General features: G+C 53.3%; 11 protein-coding genes. 4 read left to right on the top strand and 7 right to left on the bottom strand.

The window, feature by feature from the left end:
- Nucleotides 1–6: 6 nt before the first annotated feature.
- The 4 genes from rpmB to Dvar_RS05555 all read right to left on the bottom strand — a co-directional run bounded on the left by rpmB (nt 7) and on the right by Dvar_RS05555 (nt 2957).
- Nucleotides 7–198: a 50S ribosomal protein L28 gene (gene rpmB, locus Dvar_RS05570; protein WP_419660714.1), complete on the bottom strand. Its 192-nt coding sequence runs from the start codon at nt 196–198 to the stop codon at nt 7–9.
- Between the two features lie 129 nt (nt 199–327).
- Nucleotides 328–1002, bottom strand: coding sequence for an outer membrane protein assembly factor BamD (locus Dvar_RS05565; protein WP_419660713.1), 675 nt, complete (start codon nt 1000–1002; stop codon nt 328–330).
- Between the two features lie 221 nt (nt 1003–1223).
- Nucleotides 1224–1553: a thioredoxin gene (gene trxA / locus Dvar_RS05560; RefSeq protein ID WP_419660712.1), complete on the bottom strand. Its 330-nt coding sequence runs from the start codon at nt 1551–1553 to the stop codon at nt 1224–1226.
- Nucleotides 1554–1739: 186 nt separating this feature from the next.
- Nucleotides 1740–2957, bottom strand: a complete 1218-nt coding sequence (locus Dvar_RS05555; protein ID WP_419660711.1) for an EAL and HDOD domain-containing protein — start codon at nt 2955–2957, stop codon at nt 1740–1742.
- Between the two features lie 245 nt (nt 2958–3202).
- On the opposite strand from Dvar_RS05555, the gene purN reads away from it, so the two are divergent.
- The gene (gene purN, locus Dvar_RS05550; RefSeq protein ID WP_419660710.1) at nt 3203–4003 is read left to right on the top strand and encodes a phosphoribosylglycinamide formyltransferase; all 801 of its coding nucleotides are present in this window, start codon (nt 3203–3205) and stop codon (nt 4001–4003) included.
- A 91-nt stretch (nt 4004–4094) separates the two neighbouring features.
- Here the strand turns inward: purN and Dvar_RS05545 are convergent, their stop codons facing one another.
- Entirely contained in the window at nt 4095–5264 is a 1170-nt protein-coding gene (locus tag Dvar_RS05545) for a TraB/GumN family protein (RefSeq protein ID WP_419660709.1), read from the bottom strand.
- 181 nt (nt 5265–5445) lie between these two features.
- Here Dvar_RS05545 and Dvar_RS05540 point away from each other — a divergent pair, with 181 nt between their 5' ends.
- From Dvar_RS05540 to Dvar_RS05530, 3 genes are all read left to right on the top strand, one after another.
- The gene (locus tag Dvar_RS05540; protein WP_419660708.1) at nt 5446–6258 is read left to right on the top strand and encodes a CbbQ/NirQ/NorQ/GpvN family protein; all 813 of its coding nucleotides are present in this window, start codon (nt 5446–5448) and stop codon (nt 6256–6258) included.
- Between the two features lies 1 nt (nt 6259).
- Nucleotides 6260–9019 carry a nitric oxide reductase activation protein NorD gene (locus Dvar_RS05535; protein ID WP_419660707.1) on the top strand — a complete coding sequence of 920 codons (2760 nt, stop codon included), beginning with the start codon at nt 6260–6262 and terminating at the stop codon, nt 9017–9019.
- A gap of 135 nt (nt 9020–9154) precedes the next feature.
- A complete protein-coding gene (locus Dvar_RS05530; protein ID WP_419660706.1) occupies nt 9155–9595 on the top strand; it encodes a hypothetical protein in 441 nt (146 codons plus the stop codon).
- 540 nt (nt 9596–10135) lie between these two features.
- Here Dvar_RS05530 and Dvar_RS05525 read toward each other — a convergent pair.
- Nucleotides 10136–11545, bottom strand: coding sequence for an NAD(P)/FAD-dependent oxidoreductase (locus Dvar_RS05525; RefSeq protein ID WP_419660705.1), 1410 nt, complete (start codon nt 11543–11545; stop codon nt 10136–10138).
- A 40-nt stretch (nt 11546–11585) separates the two neighbouring features.
- The gene (locus Dvar_RS05520) at nt 11586–13994 is read right to left on the bottom strand and encodes a PAS domain S-box protein (protein WP_419660704.1); all 2409 of its coding nucleotides are present in this window, start codon (nt 13992–13994) and stop codon (nt 11586–11588) included.
- Nucleotides 13995–14037 lie beyond the last annotated feature (43 nt).

Genomic DNA, 14037 nt, shown 5'->3' with positions numbered 1-14037 from the left:
ACGCCATTAAGGTGCCTTGACCACATTACCCGACTTGATGCACTGGGTGCAGACCACCATCCGTTTCACCTGCCCGTTATGCAGTGCACGGACACTTTGCAAATTGGGGTTGAAACGACGTTTGGTGATATTATGGGCGTGGCTGATATTGCTTCCCACCATGGGTTTTTTCCCGCATATTTCACACATCTTTGACATGACTGTTTTTCTCCGTTCTTTAACGTTGTTACCTTTATGGAAATACTGAATAGATGCTTTTCAAACTTGGTTTTGTTACATTAATTCATCCCCTATGTAAAGCGATTTTATGATGGTTTGCCAAAAACCTTAATCTGTTTGATTGGCCGAGGGCTGCCCTTGGGATTGAATCCAGGTCTCGCAATTGGCCAGATAGGTCAGGGACGGTTGATGGAAGCCCACATCCGGATAGTTGTTTATCACACTGGTAAAGCGAATCTTGGCGGCCTTGTAATTCTTGTTCTTGTAATAAAATACCCCCACATAATACTCATGGCCGGCAAGACTTTGATAACAGGCCAGCATATCGCTCCGGGCCATCCCGGCATAAACATCCGTGGGATATTGCTGAACCAGGCGGCGGTAAGTTTCAAGGGCCTTTTCGGCATTGGTCTGGTCCCGATCAATGGTATCGATCTGGTTGAAATAGGATCTGCCAATGCGGAAAATGACATAGGGAACCGCTTCATTTCGGGGATGCAGCTGTTCAAACTCCTCGTAGGCAAAAATGGCATCCGCATAAGACTCCAAATTAAAGTATCCATCCGCGATTTTCAGTTCCGCCAGAATCGCGTATTTGGAAAAGGGGTACCAATCCCTTAAGGTTTCAAATTCTTCAATGGCCTTTTTGTATTTCCCTTCTTCGAAGAAAGCAACGCCATCTTGAACCAGCTCTTGGGCGGTTTTTTCTTCTTTGGGTTCGGATCCCGCGCAAGCGAGCAGCAGAATCAATGCACTCATGCAAACCAGAAGCAACCGTTTCATGGTCAACAACACTCTCTTTTTTGTAGGCACCGGTTTTAAATTTTTAGGATCCCTCGGAGGAACAGGCAGACTTTCGGGGCGGTGGTCATCCCCCGACCCATGGCACAGACACAGATGATATGGTCCTTCCCGCCCATACAACCACTACCGGCGATGTCCCTGCAATGGTGGGTGGGTCATCGCCGGTAATTGATCGACCTTGGTGCAATGGCCGTTCGTTATCAGGAAAGCACGTTATTCAGGGCCTCCTCCAGCTTGCCTTTGGCCACCATGCCGGTAATCTGGTCCGTCACTTCACCATCCTTGAAAAAAATCAGGGTCGGGATGGCTTTGATGCCAAATTTACCAGGCGTTATCGGATTGTCGTCCACATTACATTTGGTGAATTTGACCTTTTCGCCATAAGTGGTGGCCAATTCGTCAAGAATCGGGCCAATGGCTTTACAGGGACCGCACCAGGGCGCCCAAAAATCAACGACAACGGGTTTGTCGCTCTTCATCACTTCTGTATCAAAACTGCTGTCTTCTATTTCCTTGATGCCTGCTGCCATGATGGAATTTCCTTTCAAGTATATGTTAGGATCAACAATTTGATAGATCAAGTATTAGTTTCTGACGCGGTTTTTGTTATAAAAAATTCAATTTAACATAATAACATGCACCTATCTTGTCAACCGTCAGCGTATGCCAGCAGCACCATAATCACAGCGATTGTTCACAATTTAAGGGTTCTTTTTTCAAGCGGCTTTGGTGGTAAGATCACTCCACTCACAGGCCTTTAAATAGAGGGAAGGCAGGGTTGCCAGATTGAGTTTCAAGGCTGTGGCCAGGCGGGACACAGGCTGCCATCGCCCCGCCTCATAAGACCGTACCAATTCGATGTATCCGGCAAGGCGCCCCTTGGCATGGATCAGGGCAAGTTTAATGGGGCTGGACAGGGGAAGGTCGTCCAATATCTTTTCCATGGGCTGATCGATGGCGGCGTCAATCAGCGAGAACATACCCAAGGTAAACATCTCCGAGGCGGCAACCGGTTCCTTGGCGTCAAGGCCCAAAAGCTCACAGAACTTGCCGCGAATACATGCGGCACGAATCAATTCGCTGGGTTTACCGGCGGCCAGACGAGACATGGCAATCAGGGAAACAAAACGGCGGATTTCTTTTTCCCCCAGATACACCAGGGCTTCTTTCACCGAAGAAACCTTGCTGGCACGTGAAAAAAACGCTGAATTGAGATATTTAAACAATTTATAAGAAATGCCCATGTCCCGGGCCATCAGTTGTTCCAATTCATCCAGGCTGAAATCGTCATTGTTGACCTGCGCCATAATGCGCATCAGATTGACCTGAGAGCCTTTGACTTCGCGTCCCTGGATAATCTCCGGCTTACAAAAAAAGTATCCCTGAAACAATTCAAAGCCCATTTGGCGCGCGGCTTCGAATTCGTCGTTGGTTTCCACTTTTTCAGCTAAAAGACGCAACGGGTTGCTTGACAATTTTTTTAGATAGGTATCGATCTCCTCCCGGGGGGTGAGGCGGAAATCAAATTTAATGATGTCGGCCATTGCAATCAGCGGTTCCAACTCCTGGCTGTACACAAAATCGTCCAGCGCGATGATATATCCTCGGGATGCCATGTTCTGACATGCCTCGATCAAGGCATGACCGGGTTTGACGTCTTCGAGGATTTCAATGACCGTGGTTTCTTTGGGCAACAGCAGGGGGACCTGCTTTTCAAGCAGGTTCTGCGTAAAGTTGATGAACGTCTTTCTCCCTGCGGTCAGGGCTTTCATCCCGATGGTAAAAAACGTGTTGGATAGCAAACTGGTGGTAGCGACATCACCGTCGATGTCAGGCACATAGTTTGCCGTGCCGTTACGGAATAGCAGCTCGTAGGCGTAAATATTCTTCGCCTGGTCAAAGATGGGTTGCCTGGCAACGTAAACATCTTCCATATCGATTTATTCCAGCCTAAAGATGACGTTGAAAATTACAAGGAGGTTGCCCGTATGACTTTTGGATGCAACAAGGCATCCACATGATTCAATATCGAACTTTAGCAGCATAACTTTAACGGCTCAACCACCGAGTGCAAATTGACATGCATCGGGCATCTCTGGTACCACAAGGATAGCACCCTACCCGACCATCAATACTCAATGATCCAAATCAATACAAGGACAAGAATAAGGGGAATACCATGGAGAAAATATGCATCGGGGCATTGATTTCAGGCGGCGGGACCAATCTTCAAGCCATCATCGATGCCTGTGAAAACGGCACGATTGACGGGAAAATGGTGTTTGTCGGATCGGATCAGCCTGGCGTAAAGGGGCTGGAGCGGGCAAAAACGCACAACATTCCAAGCTTTGTCGTGGAATACGGCCCCATCATCCAATCCTTTCGTCGTGATCCCGCCGAGGTTGCCCTGCCTGATGATTTTGATCTCGATGAAATAATGGCCAAACAGCATCTGTTTCCGGCATCGGCATCGGAAGAAAGGGTTCATGCGTTTCTTTGTACGCGAGCTGTAGCCGAACACCGGCTGCTGAGCGAAATGGACGCTTTCGGCCACATAGATCTGTTGGTCCTGGCCGGCTTCATGCGCAACCTGACCCCCTATTTTATCAACCGCTTTAATCGGGACCCGGCAAACCCGCGCATCATGAACATTCATCCGGCGATATTGCCGTCTTTTCCAGGTGTCGACGGCTATGGCGATACATTCCGGTATGGATGCAAGGTCGGCGGATGCACGGTCCATTTCATCGACTACGGCGAAGATTCCGGCCCCATCGTCGGCCAGCGCACCTTTCCCATATTGGAAACCGATACACTGGACGATGTAAAACGCAAAGGGTTGGAACAGGAGTGGCAGCTCTATCCGGAGTGTATCCAACATTTTGCCCATGGCCGTCTGAAAACCATGAAAATGACGCATCATCTGGACAACGGCCAGATCTTTCAGCGTACCATTGTGGCCATTGCGCAGCCAGCCTGAAGCCAGACATTATCGTGCCCATCCAGAAATGACCCATTTGCCTATTTCTGGACGGACACGATCTAAACAGGCATTCAACGCTTTAAAACGGCTAAATAAATTTCATCATCATGGGGATGGCAATGAAGGTACCGACGGCGCTGCCCAGGTTGGTGAACACCACCACCAGCAATACCCGGGTCACTTTGTTGCGCCAGAACCCCTTGACTGACAGAATATCGGTAGGCAGATTTTCGAAATCGATCACCTTGGGTTTGCGGGAGAACGCCTCCACCAGCCCGGACACCCAACCGGCGGCAATCATCGGGTTTAGCGAGGTAAGCGGCGCAGCCAGAATCGAGGACAGAATCGTCAGCGGATGGCCCAGGGCAATCAACGCCCCCAGACCGGCCAGGATACCGTTGGCCAGCACCCACCAGGTTACCATGTCGGTTCCGGCCGCTGTTCCGCCTCTAAAAAAGCCGTAGATAATCATGGCACAAATGCAAAAGGGGATGAACCACTTCAAAAAACCGGCGGTCTGGCTTTTGGGCGGCATGGCATCCAATGCAGCAAGATCGATCGACTGATTCCAGGTGGCCTTGATGCCCGGCACGTGCCCGGCACCGACCACAGCCACGATGGACTGTCCGGGGGCGGTGCGGATCTTTTCCGTCAAATACCGGTCGCGCTCATCGATGAGTGTGGCTCTGACCTGAGGCATGGACTTGCCCACCTCGTCCAGGATCGAGGCCAGCATATCCTGCTGTTTCATTTTTTCCACATCTTCTTCACTGATTTCATCCACCTCCCCCAGGCTCAGAATCAACTGGAAAATCAGCTTGGCTTTGCCCCACAGCCCCATGCTGCGCCAGGTCCGTGACAGGGTGGTACGAATATCCCGATCCGCCATACAGACCGTTGCCCCCACCGCCTCGGCCGAGGCCATGGCCTCGATCATTTCCTGGCCCGGGGCGACTTCCAGTCGCTCGGCAATACGCTTTTGAAAAGAGGCCAGCATCAGGTTGGAAAGCAGGAGGAAGGCCTTTTTTTCCTTGATCACCTTCATGATATCCATCTCCTGCCAACGCTGCTTCTGGCGAATGGATTGGGCCCGGCTCTCGCAAAGCTCCACACAAACCGTATCGGGGTTGACCGCTTCGATAACGGACTTGACCAAATCCACACTATCTTTGGATACGTGGGCGGTGCCCACCAGGGTGACCGTTTTGCCCTCGTATTCGAGGTGATGTAGCATCTCGCTGTTGAGTTTATCGTTCATCGAATGTATGTTACTCTCCTTGATGTCGCATTAAATGCCAATGTAGAAGATCAGTTGGAGCTCAGCCAATATATACGCTCTACCTGTGTTGTCAAATGATGTTCGCCCGGAACGCTTTCACGGCAACTCGCCGATCGTATTTGATCACAAGGGTGGAGACGACAATAAACTGGACAATCGCATGTTGGACAATCATCAATCAAAAGCTGCTTATACCATCGACACCAAACCGTTTTACTTGAGCACCGGCGATGAAATCAATCTGTTCGAAGCCGCGGCCGCAGCTCGCTTGCCGGTTATGCTCAAAGGTCCCACAGGATGCGGAAAGACCCGTTTTGTCGAACACATGGCCTACTGCCTGAAACGCCCGCTGATCACGGTTGCCTGCCATGAAGACCTCTTCGCCTCGGACCTGATCGGTCGTTATCTGCTGAAAGATGATCAAACCGTATGGGTAGACGGTCCCTTGACCCGGGCGGTGCGTATGGGTGCCATTTGCTATCTGGACGAAGTGGTGGAAGCGCGCAAAGACACAACCGTGGTGATCCATCCACTGACCGATAACCGCCGGGTGCTGTCCATCGATAAAAAAGGTGAAGTGATCCAGGCCCATGACGATTTCCTCATGGTCATTTCCTATAATCCCGGCTATCAATCGGTGCTCAAGGACCTCAAGCAAAGCACCCGCCAGCGCTTTATGGCGCTGACCTTCGACTACCCTGAAGCAGAGGACGAAACACGCATCGTCATCACCGAAGGCAAGGTGGATCATGACACGGCCAGCCGGCTGGTGACCCTGGCCGGTAAAATCCGTCATATCAGGGAACACGGTCTGACCGAGGGAGCATCGACCCGGCTCTTGATCTATGCAGCCAGCCTGGTGCGCCAGGGGATTGATTTCAAACAGGCCTGCATCGCCGCACTGTGCCAGCCCCTGACCGACGACGACCGTCTGCAGGAAACCTTGAACGACCTCATCGACGATCTGCTGTAATATGGACGCCCCCCTGCCCCCAAAGCCTCATCAGTCATTTGCCGCACTGATGGACCATCTGGCGGTTGCCGACCCGCAGGCCGCCGAATGCTTTCGGGAACATCTGGGCGGTATGGAGGCACCAGCAGACATCCACCGCCTGGGTGACTTTGTCGACACGCTCATCCTCGCCCTGGCCGAGGAGGTCTCTTATGGGCGCACCCTGGCCGATGGCCTGGGACACATGCTGGCCGGCGGCACTCGGGCCGATCAGGACCGCTACCTGGCATGGGTGAAACAAGCGGCAACCCGGGGCCCTACCCTGGGGACGCTTTTCGCCCGCCATCTGGTCCCCGTAATGCTCTGCAACGATGCCCGGGTGGTTGGCGACTTCGAAAAAACCACCCAGATCATGCTCCAAAAGGGTACTTACACCTTAAAAGCCCCCCTGGAAGCCCTGGACAAGCTGATCGAAGAAAACGATCTGGCCAGTGCCCATGCCTTTCTGGCGTTGCTTACCGTCACCTATGGATTGGACATTACCTATAACCGATCCTTGTATCTGACCCATACCCTTCCCCGGGCGGTCACCGGATTCGACCGTCGACGCCGCTGGTGGCAGATCCGGGGATTGACGCGGATTATCGGCGAAGACGAACATCTGGCCGATGACTATCTGCAGGGACTGGCCGCGGGCCTGCACTTACTGACGGAGCCGGCACTGGGAGATTTTTTGGATCAGGCCATCGTCCGTTACCGACACGACGCGGAGGCGGGTGCCCGATTCCTGGCCTTGGATTCCCACCAGGCGAAAACCGTGTGCCAAACGCTGCAGGTGGCGGTGCCCCTTGCGGCGGTCCGATCTTCGCTGGAGCGCTACCTGCAGGCACGCACCGGCCTGGCCGTGGCCGTACGTCCCCATTCAACCGGGACGCATGACAAGGTCGATCAGCTGTCTGATTCGCCTCTGGTGCACTGTGACGGACACACCATCTATCTTGCGGAGGAGATGGATCTGCTTGAGGATAAAGCTGACAACGCCGCCTTGTTCAAATTGCTGGTGCGTCTGGAAGCCGGTGGCATCGAGTTCGGCACCTATGATCTGGATGTGGAAAAAGCGCTGAGCACCGATTTCATTGGCCCCCAATCGGCCCCCCCTGGAACCGATGGGGGGCGATCCGACCTGCAACGGCTGATCAATGGTTTCGAGTTTTCCCAACCGGCCCTGGACCTGTTTACCCTCTTTGAGCATGCGCGCGTCGCCCGGCAGGTGCATGGGCGCTATCCGGGCCTGTCCCGTCGCCTCAGCAAGGCCCTCACCGACAGCCAACTCCAAGCCAAAGCAGGCTATGCCACCGGGGGAACCCTGCTCCCCCTGTACCATCACCTGGTTTGCCAGATGAAGCGGGACCATTTTCCTTCGTGGCCCCCCTTTTTCAGTCAAATGGCCGACCGCTTTGACCAGGAACAGTCCGCAGGCCACGATACCGTGGCAACCAGTGCCCGCCTGACCAAGGCCTTCTACGGCCCGTTGGCGGATCTTTGCGCAGCAGATGCAGCGGTCCTTTATGAGCCGCTGCGCCTGCCCTTTGGTCGCCGGCTGGATCCCAATTTTTTCGGCCCGTTTCACGCCGCCTACCACCGCCTGGCCGTGGACCTTCGCCATCATCTGGCAAAGCACCAGATCAAGGTCTATCGTTCGGACATCCACGATCTGCTGGTTCGCGAAAATGGTCAGATATCATCGACAGACCTGGTGGCGTTGATGATCAGGCCATCGTCGCAACCCAATGATGCGACCGGCACCTGCGATCTGGCAGGCCTCGATCTGACGTCCCTTTTGTGTGAACACGGGTTGGCGTTGCCGGATGCCAGCGACGATACAGCCAATGCCTTCCGCTACCGGGAATGGGACATCTGTATGGGGGACTATTTTCCCGACCGGGTTCGCGTGCTGGAGCGCGAGATCACCCCCGATGATCCTCACTTTTACCAGACCACCCTCGACCGCTTCCACGGGCTGGTCCGACGCATCCGCTACGCTTTCGAACTGCTGCGCCCCGAGGAAATGACCATCCTGCGCCAATGGCGAGAAGGCGATGCCTTTGATTACCGTGCCCTCTTGGACTATGCCCTGGACAAAAAGGCAGGCTTGATGCCTTCGGACCGGTTGTTCATCAAACGCATGAAACGCATCCGGGATGTTGCCGCCCTGCTGCTGGTTGATCTCTCCCGCTCCACGGCCAATGCCGTGGACCGGCATGGCACGCGGGTTCTTGATGTGGAAAAACAAGCCATCGTTCTGCTTTGCGAGGCACTGCAGGTGGTGGGTGACCGGTTTGCCATCGCCGGCTTTTCCGGCACTGGACCGCTGGGAGTGGATTATTACCGAATCAAAGATCTGGATGCCCCCTTTGACGACTCGATCAAGGGACGCATCAGCGCCATGCGCCCTCAACGCAGCACGCGCATGGGGGCGGCCATCCGTCATGCCACGGCCCAGCTTGCCCGGCAACAGGCCCGTGTCCGGTTGATTCTCATTCTGGGGGATGGGTTTCCCAACGATCTGGAGTACAAAGGCACCTATGCGGTGGAAGATACCCGCCGAGCGGTGATGGAGGCCCGCGCCGCAAACATCCATGTAAAGGCCATTACCGTCAATGTCAGTGATAACGGTCAGCTGGACCGGCTTTACGGACACACTCATCATACCCTTATCGGCAACGTGCAGGATCTACCCGACAAGTTGGTTAGGGTTTACAGCGCGCTGACCCGGCACTAGAATAAGTTATTGCCTCCGCAAAATACGGTTTCTTGCAGAGCGGAGAAATTCGGTTATGGTTGGTAATCGAAATCGGGGCATCCATGCAACGCGATTACGATTACGACAATGATGACGATTTTTAAAGGAGATGTGGTGAAACTATTCGACGACGTTCTGCACTGGGAAGGGTATGGCGGAAAGTTTAACCTGGCTGCCGGTCGTTGCCGTTTACGGCTGTTCGATCTTTCAAAGGACACGGATACCACGGTGGCCCAACTCAAACCCATCATCGCCGTGGTGAATGACCTGCCCGGTGACAATCCGGCAGAGATGAAAAAGGTTACCCTGCGGGCATGCATCAGCCATGTGGCGACGACCATCGTGCACCGCTTCAAGCTGGATCATAACCGCATGCTAATCGTCGAGTACTATCCCAGGGCAACGTATGGCCAACAATCTGAAAAAGTCATCCCCGAAAAGTTCGAGGTGGTGGATCTGAAATGGCACGGCGACAAGGCGCTGTTCCCCAACTGGCGCCCATTGCCGTCTCCCATGCTGGAAACGGTGCGTGAATTGGTGGTTAGCAATCCGTAGCCGATTGCCAACCAATGCCAGATTATGAAGATAATTGGATACTCTGGAATTTTGCACCTTTGTGCCAATTTCGTCGAACGGCATTGCATTCTGGACAAATGATTCCGCTGTCTTGCGTGAAATACAGAACATAACTTGGCCGACCACAATTTTGGCAGCATTTACTTACCGTCTGTTGCTTAATTAACCGGAGATCTAAAATTTCACATGTCGTCTTCATAATTGACCCTCATCTTTACCGTATTCGATTCTTGGATTGGGATAAAATCCAGCGTTACCCAATTTGGTAAAAAAGCAACGAACATGCCAAAACATTATATATAGAGTTCGTTTAGAAATGGTGAATCTTGCCCCAATTCAAGGCGGGCAACAGATTCAAACCGAAGGAAGAGGTAAATCGATGGAGTAACAAGGACGACTCACGCCTAAACGGTTGCTTTAAAATGAAGCGATTAAAGGGCGGTCATTTGCCAAACAATCAGCAATGATAGGCCATTGATCAGACTTGCAACAAAATAAAGCACTACTATCGATGATCATCTAATCGTGGCCCCCTTGATTTTTTTTCACAATGGCCTTGGCCGGAATCAATCCAGTGGCAGCGGCGGAAACAATGTTGCCGGCCACGCCGGGACCATCACCGGCAATGTAAAGCCCCTGAATCCGGGTTTCCAGGCTGTGCGAGGATTCTACCTGGGTGGCGAAAAATTTGATCTCTGGTGCATAAAGCAGGGTTTCAGCGTTGGACACGCCCGGCACCACGCTGTTGAGTTGATCCAGTCCGTCAATGATATTGGTCAGAATACGTTCCGGAAGCGCCATGGCAATATCACCGCAGACCACATTGGTCAGGGTCGGTTCGATATACCCTTTGTGGATACGGTTCCACGTGCTGCGGCGGCCGCGTTTCAGATCGCCAAAACGCTGCAGGATGGGTTTGCCGCCCCCGATCAGGGTGGCCAGGCGTCCGATGGCTTCGCCATAAGCCTGATTGTCGGTCACCGGTTCGGTGAGGACCACCTTGGATAAAAAGGCGAAATTGGTGTTGCTGGATTTACGGTCATGATAGGCATGGCCGTTGACGCATACAAAGTCGCTGTAGCTCTCTAATGAAACAAAGCCGCCCTGGTTGGTGCAAAAAGTCCGGGTCTGATCATCGTATTTACCGGTCTGGATGAAAAAAGTGGGATCATAGATCACATCACACAAATCCTGCATGATATCGTTGTGGACTTCCACACGCACCCCAACCTCGATGCCGCGCTGGGTCAGACCGATGCCATAACGCTGGGCCAGCCGAGCCACCCATTCGGCCCCGATGCGCCCCGGTGCCAGGATCACATGCTCGCATGCATACTGCCCCCGGTTGGTCAGCACACCGGTAACCCGATCCGCTTGGACAATCACATCCTTGACTGTTTCCGACGTATGAATCGTTACCCCTTTTGATGTGATGTAATCACTCATGGCAGCGATGTAAGCCGGCAGGCGATCGCTGCCCAAATGTTTTTGCCGGATCAACAACAGATCAATCCCAAACCGCTTGGCCTGCTTGCGAATCGTCTTGGCCTGGGTCATATCCGTGGGGTAAATGGGACCATCCATGCCGAAACGGTTGAAAATCGCCTCGGTATCATCGATCAGGGCCTCGGCATCGGCAATCGATAAAAACTGGGTCAGGTCGGTCTTGCCCAGTTTGTGAATAAAATTTAGCTTGCCATCGGAAAAAAGCCCTGCCCCACCAATACCGCACAGGATATTGCAAGGCCGGCACTGGCTGCAATACTGCCGGTCTGCCACCGGACAGGAACGCCTGAGCGGCCCCTTGCCTTGCTCCACCAATAGCACCCGAAGGTCACTGGCAGTACTCAGATAATACGCACCAAACAGGCCGGCAGGCCCACCGCCGACAATAATCACATCGTAATCATCGTTGCTTGTTAAGGTCATGGGCAATAGTCGCTATTCCTGTATAATAAACTGATTTATATTAAAATTCACCGTCAATAATTTCTCGCACTTTTTCTGAAAGCACTTGCAGGCTGAAGGGTTTTTGAATGAAACCGTTACATCCCCGCGCCAAAATATCCGTGGCCTGCCCATTGATACTGTATCCGCTGGACAAAAGGACCCTGAGTTCCGGGTCTAATGATTTGAGTCGATCGTATGCCCTGCCACCGCCCATATCGGGCATGATCATGTCCAGGATGACCAAAGCGATTTGACCCTGATAGCGACGACAAAGGGAAATGGCCATATCTCCACCACTTGCCGTAAGCACATCGTATCCCAGGGTGCCCAGCATTGCCTTGCCGACATCAAGGATTAACTCATCATCATCGACGAGCAGAATGGTTTCGTTTCCCCTATGGGTCTTTTTGGGTGCGGGTAACGCTTCGGCGACCGGCTGGTCGTGGGCTTTGAGATAAATGTGGAATGTGCTGCCATGGCCAAGCTCGCTATGCACGTCAATGAAACCGCCGTGGTTGCGGATGATACCATAAGCGGACGCCAGCCCCAAACCGGTTCCCCGCCTAATGGTTTTAGTGGTAAAAAAAGGATCAAAAATCCGTTCCAAGGTGGCTTTGTCCATACCGATCCCCGAATCAGCGATGGAAACTCGTACATAATTCCCCGGGCTCACCGCATGCGCCGCCCCACACTGATCATCCAACGTCTCATTGGCGGTTTCCAGATCAATGGCCCCCCCATCGGGCATGGCCTGCCAGGCATTGATCAACAGATTGAGCAAGACCTGCTCTATCTGACCGCGATCCACACTCACGGTCCATGCATCCGCTTGACAGTTGGTGGTAATCCGAAGCTCCTGGTGGGTGCGGCCGAATATCTCGATACTCTTGTTGACTATGGCATTGGGATCGGTGGCTTTGACCTCATATTTTCCCAGCCGCGCAAACCCCAGCAACTGTCGGGTGAGACGGGCGCCGCTTTGGATGCAGTCCCGCATGGTATCGAGTTTCCGGCCATGAGTATGGCGGGTTTCAGGGTCCAGTCCCAACAGATCCACATTCCCCTGAATGCTCATAAGCAAATTATTGAAGTCATGCGCAATACCTCCGGCCAAGGTACCGATGGCCTCCATTTTCTGAGCTTGGAGCAACTGGTCTTGCAGCCGATTCTTCTCCCGATTCACCGCTTCACGCTCCGCAATCTCCTGGTGCAGTTTGGCATTGGCCCGGAACAATTCGGCGGTGCGTTCCGCCACCCGCTCTTCCAGCCGGTTGTGGGACCGTTGAAGCGCCTTTTCGGCAACTTTTCGTTTGGTAATGTTATGGGCATTGACGACAAGCCCCTTGACCGCGGGATGATCGAGCAGGTTATTGGTGACCACCTCCATGGTTTGCCAGGATCCCTGCTCATGCAAAAAGCGAATCTCGGTCCGTGTATCAAGGAGGCCTGACTCGGGTCGTTCGCCAAACAGAGTTTCAGCCTGCGTGCGATCCTGCGGATGGACATAATCGTAGATCAATTGACCCATCACCGACTCCCGGCAATACCCCAGAATGCGCTCAATCGAGGGGCTGAGGAAGGTCACATGGCCCCGGGCGTCCAGGATGGCGATCAGGTCAGACGTATTTTCAATCAGGGACCGAAAATGGGCTTCGCGGTGCTGCAGTTCGGTCAGCGACGTCTGGAGCTGTTGGGCCATCTGATTGAACACCAGGGCCAGACGACCGAATTCATCCCTTGCGGGGATATCAATGCGGGTGCCCAGATCCCCTTCACCGATCTGTTCAGCCCCCCGGGTCAACCACCGCAACGGTTCGATCAGACGCAGGGCCAACAGCATCAGCACAACAGACATAACCAGGAACCCGATGATCCCCAGCCCCATCAGATAGGGTTTCATGCCATTGGCCACGCCGTAAACCTCGTGCTCGGGATCACTGGCCAGGATGTACCATTGCCAGGGGGCAAAATAGTCCACCATGGCCAGATGTTTACCGGTGTCGGTCTCATAAACCAGTCGCCCCCGCTCCGATTTGAGCAGGTCGAACCACGGCTGTTGGCTCACATCCGTGCCCACCATCGCTTGATTCGGATGCGCAGCAATGATGCCTTGATGATCGACGGAAAAAATGCATCCGGTGTCCCCCACCGTAATGGCGCACATCGCTTGTCCGGCATCCAGTTGGGCTTTGGCAACACTGGCTGGAATCGTCTCCAGGCGATAGCGTTTGAGCATGTCCACTTGATTACCGGCAACGGTCAGCGCTTCGTCCAGCCGTGTTTCGAGCCAGGTCTCGGCAAGTTCTGTCAATGCGGTACGCGAAAAATAATACGCCGTGCCAACAGTCGCCAACAGCAGGCCAAAAACCAGGGGCAACGTGGTTAACAGAATCTTGGAGTAAATCTTCATGGCATGTCGCTGTTTCATTGATTATCGAAGCCGTCCGAACCGTATCTGTTTACGAATAGAT

The sequence above is a fragment of the Desulfosarcina variabilis str. Montpellier genome (assembly GCF_048565275.1).
In the GTDB taxonomy this organism is placed as follows: domain Bacteria; phylum Desulfobacterota; class Desulfobacteria; order Desulfobacterales; family Desulfosarcinaceae; genus Desulfosarcina; species Desulfosarcina variabilis.
Note: the sequence above shows the minus strand (reverse complement) of the source record. Positions and strands in the feature narration are given on the sequence as shown.

Coding starts and splice junctions, on each gene's coding strand:
- Dvar_RS05535 (WP_419660707.1), top strand. CDS start 6,260: ATGGACGCCCCCCTGCCCCCAAAGCCTCATCAGTCATTTGCCGCACTG.
- Dvar_RS05555 (WP_419660711.1), bottom strand. CDS start 2,957: ATGGAAGATGTTTACGTTGCCAGGCAACCCATCTTTGACCAGGCGAAG.
- Dvar_RS05520 (WP_419660704.1), bottom strand. CDS start 13,994: ATGAAACAGCGACATGCCATGAAGATTTACTCCAAGATTCTGTTAACC.
- purN (WP_419660710.1), top strand. CDS start 3,203: ATGGAGAAAATATGCATCGGGGCATTGATTTCAGGCGGCGGGACCAAT.
- trxA (WP_419660712.1), bottom strand. CDS start 1,553: ATGGCAGCAGGCATCAAGGAAATAGAAGACAGCAGTTTTGATACAGAA.
- Dvar_RS05565 (WP_419660713.1), bottom strand. CDS start 1,002: ATGAAACGGTTGCTTCTGGTTTGCATGAGTGCATTGATTCTGCTGCTC.
- Dvar_RS05545 (WP_419660709.1), bottom strand. CDS start 5,264: ATGAACGATAAACTCAACAGCGAGATGCTACATCACCTCGAATACGAG.
- Dvar_RS05525 (WP_419660705.1), bottom strand. CDS start 11,545: ATGACCTTAACAAGCAACGATGATTACGATGTGATTATTGTCGGCGGT.
- rpmB (WP_419660714.1), bottom strand. CDS start 198: ATGTCAAAGATGTGTGAAATATGCGGGAAAAAACCCATGGTGGGAAGC.
- Dvar_RS05540 (WP_419660708.1), top strand. CDS start 5,446: ATGTTGGACAATCATCAATCAAAAGCTGCTTATACCATCGACACCAAA.